The following is a 16,041-nucleotide window of genomic DNA, read 5'->3' as shown; positions in this document are numbered from 1 at the left end:
GGTAGCACATTGCGGAGAAACTCTGACAATGAGCTGAGTCGTTATCTCGCTGTAAGAGAAGTAAACATTGAAATCATCCCATCAAGCTTATGCTTTCGGCATTGGAGCCATATTTTTATGGTCCACTGTCGCCACAGCATTTAAGTTAGCACTTGCTCACTACACGCCATTGCAATTAGTTTTTGTAGCTGTCACGACGTCTATTGTCGCCCTCGGCGCAATTTTAGTTGCTCAAAAAAAGTTGCCACTAATCAAGCAGCAGTTTACTGACCGGCCTTGGTTTTACTTGCAGACCGGTTTATTAAATCCGTTCTTGTATTATCTAGTGTTATTTAAAGCCTATGACTTACTGCCAGCTCAGCAAGCATTGTCACTCAACTACACTTGGGCAATTTTATTGCCACTGCTTTCTGTACCACTACTTGGGCAAAAACTACGTAAAAGCGATATTACAGCAGCTCTTGTTGCTTATTGCGGGGTGTTTTTCATTGCGACGAAAGGCAACATTACTGGCGTTCAGTTTGAAAGCATGACCGGCGTGGCTCTTGCACTAACCAGCACCCTACTTTGGTCGCTTTACTGGATTGTGAACACTAAAGATAAAGGTGACCCTGTTGTCAGCCTATTGCTGAGTTTTTTAGTTGGCTTACCGTTTATTATTGTTGCCTTACTTATGACTCAATCTTTACCTAGCTTAGACTTTAAAGCCCTAGCTGCTGGTGTGTATGTTGGCCTGTTTGAAATGGGGGTCACTTTTGTACTGTGGTTAATAGCATTAAAGAAAGCCGAGCGCACCGCCAGTATCAGTACATTAGTGTTTATCACCCCGGTGATGTCGATTGGTTTTATCGCCTGGGTACTACAAGAAAGTATTGAGAAATCGACTTATGTTGGCCTTGGTCTCATTATTCTCGCATTAGCACTGCAGCAAGTACTGCCTAAAGTTGGCCAGTGGCGAACTAAAAAGCGTATAGCTCACTAGCTCTAACTAATATAAATTTAAAGCCGGCTTAAATAAGCCGGCTTTTTTTATGATTAAAACCTCTGTGAATGCATAGCGCGGCGATTAAGACAGCATTAATAAACTGCAACTTATGTACATTTTACTCGTCGCTATTTGTAAATCCCTCTCAATAGCGGTATAAAAAGACAACGTAACCAAATGGATATTAGTTATGTATAGTAAACTAACCCAGTCATTTTTGTTCTTTAAGCAGCCAAAATTCATTACTGCCGTTAGGATGGGCGCGATGCTTTGCGCGGTGATGATACTGCTCAATGAGCTAGAGCAGACACGTTCATCTACATGGTACTTTGCTTGCCTTTATTGCTTCTTTTTGATCCCATCAATTTACCTAAGCAGCAATTACCAACATCAGTTTTTTACCCAAATGAGTGAGTTTATTGCGCCGTTAAAGTATTACACTAGCGCTATGGCCGCGATTTGTTTAGCCATTTACATTCACCAAGTGATTAGCTTTGATCTAACAATTTTTCCAGCTTTTCCCCATTAAGCGAATTAAGCCAAGTTAGAGACATAAAAAAAGCCGCATTAAGCGGCTTGGTATTTTTTGAGCAAAATACAGTTCCAATTAACGAACCGTATAATCGCCCCAAGCTAACCATTTGTATGTAGTTAGTGCTTCTAGTCCCATAGGGCCGCGAGCATGTAGCTTTTGCGTGCTAACAGCAACTTCAGCACCTAAACCAAACTCACCACCATCTGTAAAACGCGTGCTTGCGTTAACATAAACAGCGGCTGAATCGACGGCATTCATAAAATCACTCGCGGTATGGATATTATCCGTCAAAATTGACTCTGAGTGGCCACTTGAGAAGGCACGAATATGCGCAACGGCTTCATCCAGATCGGCAACGACTTTTACGCCTAGTGTTAGTGACAACCACTCAGTTGCAAATGACTCATCATTAGCAGGATTAACAGCAACCCCTTCAGCAGTTAATAATGTTTGGGTTTGCTCACAGCCATAAAAACTCACGCCCAATTGAGCAAGATGTTTAGCTAAAACAGGGATAAATTGCTGAGCTTGGCTTTGGTTAATCAACACAGTATCAAGCGCATTACACACTGTTGGACGTTGCACTTTGGCGTTTTCAATAACTGCAATCGCTTTTTCTAGGTTCGCTTCAACATCAACATAAATGTGACAAATACCAATACCGCCCAAAATAACTGGGATAGTGGCTTGCTCAGCACATAGGCGCTGCAGATTTTGTCCGCCACGCGGCACAATCATATCAACGTATTTATCAAGCTTTAATAGCCCTGATACTAAGCTTCTGTCAGGGTTATCAATTAACTGTACGCAGTCAGCAGGCAAACCTTGCTCAACCATGGCGCTGCGAATAACCTCACAAAGTGCCTTATTTGATGCTAGCGTTTCCTTACCACCACGCAGAATAACCGCGTTACCGGTTTTTAGTGCTAACACGGCAATATCGACCGTTACATTCGGACGCGCTTCATAGATCACACCAATTACGCCAAGTGGCACACGACGACGTGATAAACGTAAACCGTTATCGAGTAAACGACTGTCGATTTCGCTGCCGACTGGATCGGTTAATCCAATCACATTATCGATATCGCTAATCACCCCCATTAAACGAGTTTCATCGAGTAACAGGCGATCAATCATTGCATCAGATAAGCCATTGTCTTTTGCGTTAGCAACATCTTGCTGGTTAGCACTGACGATCTCTGCCTTTGCTGCAGTTAGTTTAGCTGCGATACAGCGAAGTAATGCTGTTTTTTGCTGACCAGATAAATTCGCTAAGGCATAACTTGCTTGCTTAGCGTTTTGGCCTAAAGCCGTTAAGTATTCGTTGTTGTTCATAACACCACCATGTCGTTACGATGAATAATCGCATCACCGTAGTCATAACCAAGCACAGCTTCAATACTTTCAGAATGCTTGCCTACAATTTTATCTACATCAATTGAGCCATATCGGCTCATACCTTTTCCATGAACTTTGCCTTTAGCGTCGGTAAACTCAATCGTGTCACCGCGCTCAAATAGCCCTTTAACTTCCACAATTCCTTTTGAGTGTAAGTTACTGCCTTTTTTGGTCACTGCAGCGATTGCACTCGGGTCTAATATCACTTGCCCTTGCACTTTTGGCCCAGCTAAAATCCATTGTTTTCGGCACTCTAACGGATGTTCGAGTGCACTAAAGTGGGTGCCGACTGGCTTTTTGCACACCACATTTTGAATCACATCTTTATGATGGCCGGAGGCAATAACCACCTCAACGCCGGCGCGACGGGCAATATCAGCCGCTTCCAGTTTTGTTGCCATCCCACCAGTACCAAGCCCTGATACCGCACCACCCGCGAGCATACGTAGACTGTCGTCAATACTTGCCACTTCGGTTATTAACTTTGCATCTGAGTTTTTGCGAGGATCAGCGTCAAACAACCCTTTCTGATCGGTTAATAAGATCAGTAAATCAGCATCACAAAGTAACGCCGCTCTTGCTGACAAATTGTCATTATCTCCGACTTTTATCTCAACCGTGGCCACAGCATCATTCTCATTAATTATCGGAATAATGCCACTTTTTAACAAAGCATTAAGATAGTCACGCGCATTAAGATAACGCTCACGATCATATAGATCTGCCTGAGTTAATAACAGCTGACCGACATGTAAACCATAAATACTAAATAACTGTGACCAAGCGAGGATAAGCTGACTTTGACCAACAGCAGCAAGCATCTGCTTGCTGGCAATTGTATCGGGTAAATCAGGGTAATCTAAGTGCTCTTTACCTGCAGCAATCGCGCCAGACGTACATAAAACCACTTCAACACCAGCTTCAATTAAGCAAGCCATTTGCCTAGCAAGCTCAACCATATGTGCTTTATCTAACTTTAAACTGCCAGATGTCAGTACACTGGTACCTAATTTAACCACTACTCTGCGGTAGCCAATCTCACTTAAATTCATTTTGCCACTAACTTGCGTTACATTTTATTAACGTTATACCGAATCTAGCCCTCAAATGGTAGCCAGTTACAAAAAACGCATAAAAATTCACAAGATGATTTAAGTATATCTAATAATGCTTATCTTTTAGACTGTAATATTATCTCAACATACTGATATATTAAGTAAGCTAAAGCCGCATAATAAAAAAACGATTATTTGCTAAAAATTTGCAATGACTATTTTATGCAATAAGTAACAAATAAAAACTAACTGAAAATCCCAATACTCAGCTTATATCAATCAAAATAAGAATCTGATCTACACAGAGCGCTTTTTAGATCTGCTCATTCAACGCAGAAGTAAGCAGCCAAAAACGCTCCAGAGTGGCAAGAAAATGGTAATGCTGATTGGTATTAACGTCAGTTATAAAATGGCCCATTAACTGTCTATCAGATAACGGGCCCATTTTTGCTCATGGCTTATAACAAAACCTACAGCACAACCATGTCGTTACGATGCACTACCGCATCACCGTAATCGTACCCTAATACTTCTTCAATGCTGTCAGAATGTTTACCTGCAATCTTATCGACATCGATAGAACCATAGCGCGACATACCTTTAGCGTAAACCTTACCTTTGGAATCAATTAACTCAATGGTATCACCACGTAAAAACTCACCATTGACCTTAATAATACCTTTAGAAAGTAAACTTCTACCCTTTTCTGTAACAGCAGTAATAGCGCCAACATCTAGCTCTACCTGACCACGGGCTTTAGGACCCGCTAAAATCCACTGTTTACGACTTTCCAATGGGTGTTCAAGCGCAGTAAAGTGAGTACCTACTGGCTTTTTACACACTACATTTTGAATAACATCTTTATGGTGACCAGAAGCAATAACCACTTCAATACCTGCACGGCGCGCAATATCTGCAGCTTCAAGCTTGGTAGCCATACCACCAGTGCCAAGACCAGATACAGCCCCACCAGCAAGCATACGTAAACTATCATCAATTTTCTGAACTTCAGTAATTAACTTAGCATCTGGATTTTTACGCGGATCAGCGTCAAATAGGCCCTTTTGGTCGGTCAATAAGATCAGCAGATCGGCGTCACATAATAGCGCGGCACGAGCCGATAAATTGTCATTATCGCCAACTTTAATTTCAGCAGTTGCAACGGCATCGTTCTCGTTAATAATTGGAATAATACCATTATTAAGTAACGCATTAAGTGAGTCACGAGCGTTTAGGTAACGTTCACGATCATGCAGATCGGCGCGAGTTAATAATAACTGGCCTACGTGTAGGTCATAGATACTGAATAGTTGCGACCAAGCAAGAATTAATTGGCTTTGACCAACGGCTGCAAGCAGCTGTTTACTTGCAATGGTATCGGGGAGTTTGGGGTAACTTAGGTGCTCTTTACCTGCAGCAATCGCTCCAGAAGTACATAATACAACTTCAACGCCTGCTTTCATTAAGCAAGCCATTTGTCTTGCCAACTCAACCATGTGTGCTCTATCTAACTTCAAGCTGCCAGATGTCAGTACACTTGTTCCCAATTTTACCACTACACGGCGGTAGCCAATCTCACTTAAGTTCATTATTTGCTGACTAAATTACATTGAATAAAACCTTATACCCAATATAGGTTTGAAATGGTAGTAAGCACCAACAAAGAAACTAAAAAAAATACCTGTTTTAGCGAGATCTCATATTATTTAGGCAAGAATTAGCACAAGCATTAAGTTTAGTGCGATATTTTTTAATAGATATAACAGAAAAGCCACACTCAGTGTGGCTTTCTTTATGCGTTTCATCGAGATTAACTTAGCGTATATTGGAGCCGAAAATTGTCTCAGAAAAACTTACATCGATAACTTTAGTGTTATCCAACATATAAGCTTAAGTAATTTTATCCATAAATGAATTTAGCGATAAATAGCGCCGCTAAAATCACAACACCAATACTTAAATCTTTATAACGGCCACTCATCAGCTTTATCACTGCATATGAAATAAAGCCCATCGCAATCCCTGTGGCGATAGAAAAAGTCAGCGGCATTAAAATACACACCACCACAACAGGAGCAGCTTCAGTAATATCTTCCCATTCAACTTGCACTAGACCCGACATCATCAAAATAGCCACATAAAACAAAGTACCCGCCGTAGCATAAGCAGGCACCATACCCGCAAGCGGTGAAATAAACAGCGCACCTATAAACAATAAACCAACCACAACCGCTGTTAACCCTGTACGGCCACCAGCGCTAACACCAGCTGTACTTTCTACATAGCTAGTTGTGGTTGAAGTACCAAGCATTGCGCCAGCAATCGTTGCGGTACTGTCTGCTGTTAATGCACGGTTTAGTCGTGGTAGTCGACCTTTATCATCCAAGAAACCACCGCGCTGGGCAACCGCAACTAAGGTGCCTGAGGTATCAAACAGATCAACAAATAGAAATGCAAAAACCACAGAGAGCATACTGATTTCGAGCACGCCAGATAGGTCCATTTTCATAAATGCTGGCATAATTGATGGCGGCGCAGACACAATGCCTTGGTACTGAACATCCCCGAACAATACCCCAAGCAGTGTAATCGCAAGAATGCTAATGACCACTGCTGATTTCATGCCGTGATGCACCATAGCAATAATCAAAAAGAAGCCTAGTGCCGCCATCACAGCAGGAAAAGCAGTGATATCCCCCATAGTTACTAAAGTTGCAGGGCTAGTAACCACTATCCCTGCACTTTTAAGGCCTAGTAGCGCCAAAAATAAACCAATACCAGCAGCAATGCCGACTCTTAATGACATAGGAATACTATTGACTATCCACTCGCGAATCCGCACAAGCGATAAGACCAAAAAGCAAATACCAGATAGGAATACAGCACCTAAAGCAGTCTCCCATGAGTAACCCATCTCACCCACTACGGTATAAGTGAAAAAGGCGTTAAGTCCCATTCCTGGTGCAAGTGCAATTGGATAATTAGCGACAAGCCCCATTACCAAACAGCCAATCGCCGCCGCTAAACATGTCGCAACAAATACCGCACCGTGATCCATTCCGGCATCGGCCAGCATCATAGGGTTAACGAAAATAATATAAGCCATGGTCAAGAAAGTGGTTAAGCCTGCAACCACTTCTTGCTTTAGCGTTGTTTGATTCTGTTTTAATTTGAATAGTTTTTCTAACATGGAACTAAGTCCCTTGAATTTTATTATATTGATTTATAGGGTGTATTCATTGCCAATCTAAGCAAGACTTTTCGAGTTGGCAAACAATCATTGTTTGACTTAGCGTGAGTCTAAGTTAACAGAGTACGAATATAGCTCTGTACAAAAGTTGTCCGCAAAGTACATTCCGCAGCGATTATACGGAGGGTTCACCCTAGAGGCTAGCGCTTTAAAACACCTGTTTGCATTTGAGTTTAACAACTCTGGAGGATGCTTATTTTAGTTTAAGCCAGTTTTAATCAGATTTAGTGGGCTGATTGTTTTGCTGTTAATGACAATTGGGAACGGTCGAGTTTTCGACGAGAAAGTTAGAGTGGGTCTAACAACTAAGCGTTGAAGCAATCAAACTTCGTTTGATAAAAGGTCGTGAGCTTCCAGCTCACTTTTGGACAAAAATCATTTAGTGCAAAGTTATCAAAGTAGGTCATGGGATTAGTAAATGTAAGGCAAGCAACGTCAGTTTACACTGACGCCGCACATCTTGATAAAGCTGAACTTTCGTCTCATTTTTTGAATATTGTCAGCCCCATATACTGCAAACACTATTGTTAAGCACTTTTCTGAAGATAAAATTGGACTCTCTTGATACCAACATAATGTTAAATATGAATATTTCCAAATCAACCTTTCTCACTGTGATCTTATTCCTAGTCATGACAGGCTGCACCTCGATAAATGACGCTATGACTCCTTCCCTTTCAGTAACTAAAGATCGATTTGATGACACGTTAATAATTAAGCAACCGATAGTCCCTGCTAATAGTAGCTTCTCTGACCACCAAACAGGCTTAGGTTTTGAATGGAAAAGCAGTATACCAAGCGAAATAATTCTGACTGTAGGCATATCAGGTATAGAGAACATAATGGGGGCTGATTTTAAGATTGATGGCAAAGACATACCAAGCCCCATAACTGTAGGTCATCTGACTCAATATCCCGAAAAAAATCTCAGCTTCGGTGATATGAGCTCAGTCTATTCCACTCGTAGAATGGCTATGCCAATTGAGGACTTCATCAAAATGGCAAATGCCAAACAGGTGAAAATGCGTGTTCAACATATCGACACCTATTCGGTTTCTATTTTTGGGCGAGAAGAAATGGCTATAGTTGGGGCAAAATTCAAGCCATTTCTCTCCAAACTAAAAGAACTAAAGGTTACAAGCTAGCCATAGAATAAGATCTTCCAATAGCATGCATATTTAATGGTTAGTTACTCGTTATACAGAAATTAACCAATAAATAATCCTGAGCAATTTTTGAGTTTTTCCATCACGAATCCATCGCCACAGTGTGCGGATGAATTTTTTTAGCTCTGGAATATCAATTAATAGATTCATGTATCTTATGCCTCATGCAGTTAAAGTATGAGGCCAATATGTCACAAAGAGAGTTTGTGAAGGGGGTGCCGTTATAGCTCAAAACCATTACTTCTCTGATTTTTTACCAAAACATGCTTGTGTTTCTTCATCCATAGCTTTGAACGCATCAAAAATCTCAGTTTTAGTCATTGGTCTGGCATTCCCGTATAGACCGCCATCAAGATCAACAAGGCTTAGATATCCATCCTTAGGTATAGCGTCATACTCTTGAATGTTTGTGGATTCACATAACATAGCCATCAAAATACAATTGAGTTCAGATTCATACTCTTTAGCTAAATCTGTCTGATTTTTACCTTCTGGGGTATCGATATATACCTTTTTTGCTTTCCTCAGAATTTTCTTAACCCTTGAACGTTCGCTATCTACTTCACTCTTTCTCGCCTGATTATCTCCTCCCGCATATACTTTTATAGCAACTTGAGTATGGCTAAAACCATCATGTTTCAGACGTAATACTTTTGCAGCAATTTCAAAGTCTCGGCCATCGCCATTTTTTTTAGACACTTCACTCTCTCTTATTGCGCGACAATTAACCTTGACGGTGATAAAACAATTTTCATTATTATGTATGAATAAGTTCTAACTCTGTTACTAATCATTAGGTATGTTTATGCTATTAGCAATTGCTTGTAACACATTTTGGGGCATTTCCCAGTTAAATATCGAATCATGGCTCCTCAAATGGAACACCAATTATCAAGTGTAGATGCGGCCGTGACCGTCAATGACATGGACGTCATGGCCGAGCTTACAAGGATGTATTTATAGCGTGTCAAGGCAGTATCTGCACATAAGGTCGTTCCTTCACATCTGACCCATAGGGATATGGGAAATGTCATTATGATGTAGGGAACATCATTGACCATGTGATCACGACATTCGGACATCCTGTCCAGCACCCGCGGCAGGCGATTGATAGCTATGAAGTTACAAGTTCAAACACTCTACTTAGTAACACCAATTCCAAAATAAATGTAATCGGCCTTCATTCAAAGGCTAACCGACTTTGGGGCATTTCCCCTTTTGACATAAAGCAGCACCAAACTAAATAAAAACCGCATCGACTGAAACAGCGACATTTTATCGTCGTGAACCCGACGATCTATGAAATAACCATTTTTGCAGCAATCACAACCAATAACGCCGCAAAGATTTTTTTAATCAAAGAAACAGGTAGATGTTGTGTCGCTTTTGCCCCTAAAGGCGCAGTAAACCATGAAGTACATACAATACCGAGTAGAGCTGGTAAGTAGACAAAACCGGCAAACCCATCTTCAAGCGCTAAATAGCGACTACCAGAACTGATATACCCGACAGAACCAAAGAGAGCGATAACTATTCCGCAGGCGGATGCACAGCCAATGGCTTTTTTCATATCAACGGAGAAAAAGGTTAACATTGGCACCAATAGAGCCCCACCACCGATCCCTATCATGGCTGATAATCCGCCAATTATTGTCGTAAATAAAGTTAACAGAGCTTTGCCCGCCATAGGTCGCTCTGCAATAGAGTTACTTTTGCTGCTGTAAAGCATCTTAAATGCTATCAATACCACACTAACGGCAAACACAATACGTACAATTTTCTCAGGCAATAATGCCGCGATAAAACCGCTGATAAGTGCACCAAGTGCAACGCCAATCATTACCCAAGGAGCCAGTTCCCATGGAACGTTACCGTTTTTATGGTGGGCAATAGCTGAAGATGTTGAAGTAAATAATATTGATGCTAATGATGTTGCAATAGCTGTTACCACCACTTGCTCTGCAGGTAGGATATTAAAGTGAAGCAAAATACTACTCAGCACTGGAACAATAATTAAGCCCCCACCAATCCCTAACAGCCCAGCCAAAAATCCGACGCCGCTACCCAGTACAGCGCAAAATATTATCAATAACAGTAATTCACTCATTCAATTAATCTCATTTTCTAGCTAGGGGATTAAACAATCAAACAATGTTCAATTCGGGGCGGTCAATATAACTTAGCCACAGATTAATATTCAAACAAAATTGACCATGAATTTCCCTCATGTTGCAGGTGAAATAAACCCGTTATGACTATTAGGCACAACAACGTATAACAGATATTGAAATCTTAAGCATATGTAGCCCTTTTAAATTATTAGCCGCTTAGTCAGTAACAAATAATAAAAACAAAACTAACTAAGGCAAATAAGTACCAACAGTCAAAAAGGTCAATAGCGTAAGAAAAACATTTAGCTTTAGCCTCAAACCATAGGACATAGATTACGATGAATAAGGACTTTAACTTTACTATTAAGAGTGTAAGCCTCGATGAGAACTATCATCCTGCAAACAGCACTCGTATCACCACTAACTTTGCTAACTTGGCTAGGGGCGACAGCCGCCAAGAAAACTTACGTAATGCATTGAAGATGATTGATAATAGCTTTAACGCCTTAGCTCATTGGGATAATCCTACTGGCGAACGCTATTCTGTAGAACTAGAAATCATCTCTGTTGATATGGATATTGATGGCGGTGGAGACACATTCCCGTCAATCGAAGTATTAAAAACCAATATTATTGATAAACAAACAAACGAACGTATTGAAGGAATAGTTGGTAATAACTTTTCATCCTATGTTCGAGATTATGATTTCAGTGTATTGCTTTTAGAGCATAATAAGGGCAAAACCCAGTTTAGTATTCCAAATGATTTCGGCGAGCTGCATGGAAAGTTATTCAAGAGCTTTATTAATTCTAATACTTATAAGCAAAACTTTAATAAATCGCCGGTGATCTGTCTCAGTGTTTCTGATAATAAAACCTATCATAGAACGGAGAATCAACATCCGGTGTTAGGTGTTGAATATCATCCTAATGAATCTTCATTAACTGAACAATATTTCAAAAAAATGGGCCTACAAGTTCGCTACTTTATGCCACCAAATAGTGTTGCCCCTTTAGCTTTTTATTTCTTCGGTGATTTGCTTAATGATTACAGCAATCTTGAGCTTATCAGCACAATAAGCACCATGGGGACCTTCCAAAAAATATACCGACCAGAAATTTATAATGCTAATGCCGCGGCGGGAAAATGCTATCAACCAAACTTAAAAAACCTAGATCATTCGTTAACTCAGATTGTCTATGATCGAGCTGAACGCAGCCAGTTGGCAATTGAGCAAGGCAAGTTCGCAGAAGAGCACTTCATCAAGCCATATCAAATAGTGCTTGAGCAATGGTCGGCAGATTGCACCTTTTAACCTTAAGTTATAGCGGTATTTATTATGAAAAAGTTATTACCTACTTCAACAGCTGGCAGCCTACCTAAACCGTCTTGGCTTGCAGAGCCAGAGACCCTTTGGTCACCTTGGAAACTCCAAGAACCGGCGCTAACCGAGGGAAAACAAGATGCTTTGCGTGTGTCATTACAAGATCAGCTACACACAGGGATAGATATAGTTAGTGATGGCGAGCAAACACGACAGCACTTTGTTACTACCTTTATTGAGCATCTTAACGGTGTTGATTTTGAACAGCGTAAAACTGTTAAAATTCGTGACCGATATGATGCCAGTGTCCCAACGGTTGTGGGCGCTGTTTCGCGACAAAAACCGGTCTTTGTAGAAGATGCTAAGTTTCTACGTCAGCAAACCAAGCAACCCATAAAGTGGGCTTTACCCGGCCCAATGACCATGATCGATACCCTTTATGATGATCATTATCAAAGCCGTGAACAACTCGCTTGGGAATTTGCCAAAATACTCAATCAAGAAGCTAAAGATTTAGAGGCTGCCGGAGTTGATATCATTCAGTTTGATGAACCTTCGTTTAATGTCTTTTTCGATGAAGTGAATGATTGGGGAATTGCTTGCTTAGAGCGAGCCATCGAAGGGTTAACATGCCAAACTGTTGTCCATATTTGTTACGGCTATGGCATTAAAGCCAATACAGATTGGAAAAAAACCTTAGGTACTGAGTGGCGACAATATGAAGAGGTATTTCCTAAGTTGCAACAATCTAACATCGATATTATCTCGTTAGAATGCCACAACTCTCACGTACCACTTGAGTTACTAGAACTGATCCGCGGTAAAAAAGTCATGGTCGGTGCAATTGATGTCGCAAGTAATACTATTGAAACGCCTGAGGAAGTTGCCGATACATTGCGAAAAGCATTGCATTTTGTTGACGCTGAAAACCTTTACCCTTGCACTAACTGCGGTATGGGGCCATTACCACGCGAGATAGCAACAGCTAAACTTCATGCGTTAACCGCTGGTGCAGCAATCGTCCGCAAAGAATTATCTGCATAAGAGTGTGCTTGATGATTTGAAAGTGTAAAGCACTCGCAGTTAACTGTTTACTGTAACGATTTAATCCTCAAGCTCCTAAACAGACTAATTCAACTGAGTTAGTCTGTTTTTAACAGCCAATAAACTACCACGCCAAAACCAACCCAAGAAGCTAGCGAGACATGTTTCAAGCATCTCGAATAAAGAGTAAAAAAGGAAATCGGCTTAATCTTGCTAGGGTCAATTCACTGCAACCTCACTATTACTCCCCGTGACCGTTAGCAACCATTAAATTCTAGGCAAAAAAAAACCAGCTCAAGGAGCTGGTTAAGACATTTCAAGTGTTCCAAAAGGAAATCGGTTAGCGCGCTAGCGTTAATCAATGGTATTCGACAAGGTCGACATACCACTTGAGTCTAAACACACCCAAAGGGTGTTATAAGGTTGATGGATGATGGATGATGGAACCACTTTAAAAGGAGGTTAGCCCTTAAAAGCCATGGCGTATAAACCGCCGCGCAAAACATTTGAATCCAACCAAGTGTTTTGCCAATAAATCGTCATTTGTCCGCTATAAGACATTGTCTGTACTCCCAAGCAAAGTTGTATTAAGCATCTCAAATTAAATTAGTTTATGGGGTTGAGCCAAACTAATTTAACGAGGCAACTTGTCGCTCGGTTCCTTGGAGAATTATCCTTCCTGGATAGACTAAAGTATTGGAAGGACTATGCCTAACCAACGAAAACAATTATAGCCTTCTGTAATTTTATTACAATAGTTTGTGTTAAAAAATACTCAAATAGTGCGTAAAGAGTAATTTTACAACAACCAACAGTGACAGGCGTCACATTAAACGGCGGTTTCCATGTTTATTTCACAAACAAACAGCAAATCCGATCAAAAAAACTACAGCTCAACAGCAAAATGATTGGTAATAAAAAACCAAAATCAGCAAGCATTAAGATTATTAATAAAATTTGGCTAAAAAAAAGCCCACTCAAAGAGTGGGCAAGACATTTCAAGTGTTCCTAGCGGAAATTGGTTAGCGCGCCAGCGATAATCAATGGCAAGCTGCTCAGTAATCTAACTAAAGCAATTTGCGACTTGGTCTATAAACATCTAAAAGATGCAATAAAGGTTGATGGAAACTGATACGACCTAAGGAGGGTTAGCCCTTAAAGGCCATGGCGTATAAACCGCCACGCAAAACATCTGTATTTAACCAAGCGCTTTGCGAATAAATAGTGTGACTAAAAAACATAATGATTACTCCAAACAAAGTTGAATTCCTAATACTCTACTTTCGTAAAAGCCGTTCTTTGGCTTGTAGAGTCAACTTGCCGCTCGATTCCTTGGAGAATTATCCTTCCTGGATAGACTAAGTGCCGATAAGCACCATTGCTTACCCGACGAAGATAATTATAAATAACTGTAATTTTATTACAAGCTTTTTCTTCAAAAAACTCAGAAAAGTGCATTTTACGTTATTTTATTACATTACTTATTAGCCTTCGATATTATTCGATCACCACAAACCTGCTTTAAATAAAAAAAACCGACACTGAAGCAGTATCGGTTTTAATGATAAACAGGCTCAACAATAGCTCGAAATCTATTGTTCCGTCATGTAAGCAAATAGTCCAACTAACGGAGTAGCCGTTGGCGTACCGTATTGTGGGTGACCTTCAGTCGCGCTGCCAGCAATATCAATATGGCTATAGGCAATTGGCGTTGTAGCGTTAAGGCCGTGCTGACTCAAACCTGATGCTTCAATTAAGAACGCTGCAGGATATTGATGCCCACGAGCTGTGACCGATGACGGTGCATTATTCGATGACAACATATCAGCCGCTGCAGATGGGTCGACAATCTTACTAAAGTCATCGCGACGTAATTGGCTCACCTCTATAGGCTCGCCCCATATTGAAGCTTTTGCCTGCATACTGTTAGCCACATTTGCTTGCTTAGCCACGCTATTTTCAACCACTGCGGTATAACCGCCATAACAGCGCACCACATGGCCGGTTAGTGTCGCGACCGAGAACATTTGTGGTTTAACCGCATTAACCGCCTTCAAACGTAGATGTGAGAGCAAGTCTGCCAGCACTAAGCGCCCTTCGGCATCAGTATTACCGATACGCACACGCTTGCCCGCATGGCCAGTAATAATCTCATCTGTTACAAACGCTTCACTACCAATGCTGTTGCGTACTAAACCTAACTCTGCGACGACTCTTATACCTTTAGGCTTAAGTAAGCTAATGGTTTTCATTAACCCAGCAACTGCAGCTGCTCCGCCTTTATCACGGCTCATACCCGCCATACCACCAGCGATTTTTAAATCAGCGCCGCCGGTGTCATACACCACTCCTTTACCTGCAAATAGGAAGGTTTTTTCAATATCCCCTTCACCAACATACTCAAGCTTAACTACCCGTGGTTGATGCCTAAGCACAGCAAAAGAGGAACGGCCAACAGCGCAAAGTAATGGGTAGTCACGCTCTAGAATATCTCTATCTTCCACTACACTCATTGCTAGACCAGAGTCTTGCAATGCATCAATACAGTAATCAGCAAAAGCAGGCGCTGACATACGTTCAGGTTCAGTACCGCATAAGTCACGAGCCAATACTCGCCCTGCTTCAATAGCTGTTAGCACAGCGCCATTATTGCCACTTAATATACCAATTGCTTCTAATGGCTCATCTGCACCACCGGCTTCTCTTAGCTCTAGTGCTTGCCAAAGTGCTTGGCCACACGCAAGCGCTGCAACGTGCTGAGCATGTTGATAACGCTGTTGGTTGATACTATCTACAAGTAAAAGTGGCCTCTTAGCGCCCGCCTCTTTCGCAACCTTAATCCCTTCGCGAGCCGCATCGGCAAAAATCCGCACATCTTGGTAGTCATCATCTGCGTGTTTAACAGGTGCAATAATCAATCTTCCGCCAGCCATACCCGGAGCAAAAAGTAAGGTTACCGATTTACCGACACGCTGATCGACCTTTTGCCCATGGCTTGCCAACATTGCTACTTCATCAAGCTGAATCGATGTCACATCAGCGGTGACAACAACCAATGCATCCCAGCCATTACCCTCAAAAATCGCATCTTGCTCTGACACATCAACAAACTTTACTGACCCCATAACCTTTCCTTCTTATATTTTATTTTGTCATCGTGCCAGCTTGT

General features: G+C 41.3%; 12 protein-coding genes. 5 read left to right on the top strand and 7 right to left on the bottom strand.

Translation table 11 applies throughout. The features are described 5' to 3' along the window. Positions 1-67 precede the first annotated feature (67 nt). Both L2740_RS07630 and L2740_RS07625 read left to right on the top strand, forming a co-directional pair. A complete protein-coding gene (locus L2740_RS07630) occupies positions 68-982 on the top strand; it encodes a DMT family transporter (RefSeq protein ID WP_248949457.1) in 915 nt (304 codons plus the stop codon). 193 nt (positions 983-1,175) lie between these two features. Then, positions 1,176-1,514, top strand: a complete 339-nt coding sequence (locus L2740_RS07625) for a hypothetical protein (protein ID WP_248949456.1) — start codon at positions 1,176-1,178, stop codon at positions 1,512-1,514. A 78-nt stretch (positions 1,515-1,592) separates the two neighbouring features. Here the strand turns inward: L2740_RS07625 and L2740_RS07620 are convergent, their stop codons facing one another. From L2740_RS07620 to L2740_RS07605, 4 genes are all read right to left on the bottom strand, one after another. Continuing rightward, positions 1,593-2,858 (bottom strand): glutamate-5-semialdehyde dehydrogenase, encoded by a 1,266-nt coding sequence (locus L2740_RS07620; protein ID WP_248949455.1) that lies wholly within the window; start codon positions 2,856-2,858, stop codon positions 1,593-1,595. After that, positions 2,855-3,973, bottom strand: coding sequence for a glutamate 5-kinase (gene proB / locus L2740_RS07615; RefSeq protein ID WP_248949454.1), 1,119 nt, complete (start codon positions 3,971-3,973; stop codon positions 2,855-2,857). Before proB (L2740_RS07615) ends, L2740_RS07620 begins: the two co-directional genes overlap by 4 nt. A 473-nt stretch (positions 3,974-4,446) precedes the next feature. Then, positions 4,447-5,565, bottom strand: coding sequence for a glutamate 5-kinase (proB, locus tag L2740_RS07610; protein ID WP_248949453.1), 1,119 nt, complete (start codon positions 5,563-5,565; stop codon positions 4,447-4,449). Between the two features lie 311 nt (positions 5,566-5,876). Then, positions 5,877-7,166 (bottom strand): NCS2 family permease, encoded by a 1,290-nt coding sequence (locus tag L2740_RS07605; protein ID WP_248949452.1) that lies wholly within the window; start codon positions 7,164-7,166, stop codon positions 5,877-5,879. Between the two features lie 644 nt (positions 7,167-7,810). On the opposite strand from L2740_RS07605, the gene L2740_RS07600 reads away from it, so the two are divergent. Then, positions 7,811-8,371, top strand: coding sequence for a hypothetical protein (locus tag L2740_RS07600; protein WP_248949451.1), 561 nt, complete (start codon positions 7,811-7,813; stop codon positions 8,369-8,371). 258 nt (positions 8,372-8,629) lie between these two features. On the opposite strand, the gene L2740_RS07595 is transcribed toward L2740_RS07600, so the two are convergent. Next, the gene (locus tag L2740_RS07595; protein ID WP_248949450.1) at positions 8,630-9,091 is read right to left on the bottom strand and encodes a hypothetical protein; all 462 of its coding nucleotides are present in this window, start codon (positions 9,089-9,091) and stop codon (positions 8,630-8,632) included. Positions 9,092-9,689: 598 nt separating this feature from the next. Continuing rightward, a complete protein-coding gene (locus tag L2740_RS07590) occupies positions 9,690-10,499 on the bottom strand; it encodes a sulfite exporter TauE/SafE family protein (protein ID WP_248949449.1) in 810 nt (269 codons plus the stop codon). A 342-nt stretch (positions 10,500-10,841) separates the two neighbouring features. Here L2740_RS07590 and L2740_RS07585 point away from each other — a divergent pair, with 342 nt between their 5' ends. Then, positions 10,842-11,819 (top strand): DUF1852 domain-containing protein, encoded by a 978-nt coding sequence (locus tag L2740_RS07585; protein ID WP_248949448.1) that lies wholly within the window; start codon positions 10,842-10,844, stop codon positions 11,817-11,819. A gap of 24 nt (positions 11,820-11,843) precedes the next feature. Then, complete coding sequence (locus L2740_RS07580; RefSeq protein WP_248949447.1) at positions 11,844-12,872, top strand: methionine synthase; 1,029 nt, start codon at positions 11,844-11,846, stop codon at positions 12,870-12,872. Positions 12,873-14,464: 1,592 nt separating this feature from the next. On the opposite strand, the gene L2740_RS07575 is transcribed toward L2740_RS07580, so the two are convergent. After that, on the bottom strand, positions 14,465-15,997 hold the full coding sequence (locus tag L2740_RS07575; RefSeq protein WP_248949446.1) for a M17 family metallopeptidase: 1,533 nt from the start codon (positions 15,995-15,997) through the stop codon (positions 14,465-14,467). Positions 15,998-16,041: the final 44 nt, after the last annotated feature.

It is taken from the genome of Shewanella pneumatophori (genome assembly GCF_023283895.1).
GTDB lineage: Bacteria > Pseudomonadota > Gammaproteobacteria > Enterobacterales > Shewanellaceae > Shewanella > Shewanella pneumatophori.
This window is presented reverse-complemented; position numbering and strand designations above follow the sequence as displayed.

Coding starts and splice junctions, on each gene's coding strand:
- proB (WP_248949453.1), bottom strand. CDS start 5,565: ATGAACTTAAGTGAGATTGGCTACCGCCGTGTAGTGGTAAAATTGGGA.
- L2740_RS07585 (WP_248949448.1), top strand. CDS start 10,842: ATGAATAAGGACTTTAACTTTACTATTAAGAGTGTAAGCCTCGATGAG.
- L2740_RS07625 (WP_248949456.1), top strand. CDS start 1,176: ATGTATAGTAAACTAACCCAGTCATTTTTGTTCTTTAAGCAGCCAAAA.
- L2740_RS07580 (WP_248949447.1), top strand. CDS start 11,844: ATGAAAAAGTTATTACCTACTTCAACAGCTGGCAGCCTACCTAAACCG.
- L2740_RS07605 (WP_248949452.1), bottom strand. CDS start 7,166: ATGTTAGAAAAACTATTCAAATTAAAACAGAATCAAACAACGCTAAAG.
- L2740_RS07590 (WP_248949449.1), bottom strand. CDS start 10,499: ATGAGTGAATTACTGTTATTGATAATATTTTGCGCTGTACTGGGTAGC.
- L2740_RS07620 (WP_248949455.1), bottom strand. CDS start 2,858: ATGAACAACAACGAATACTTAACGGCTTTAGGCCAAAACGCTAAGCAA.
- L2740_RS07600 (WP_248949451.1), top strand. CDS start 7,811: ATGAATATTTCCAAATCAACCTTTCTCACTGTGATCTTATTCCTAGTC.
- L2740_RS07575 (WP_248949446.1), bottom strand. CDS start 15,997: ATGGGGTCAGTAAAGTTTGTTGATGTGTCAGAGCAAGATGCGATTTTT.
- proB (WP_248949454.1), bottom strand. CDS start 3,973: ATGAATTTAAGTGAGATTGGCTACCGCAGAGTAGTGGTTAAATTAGGT.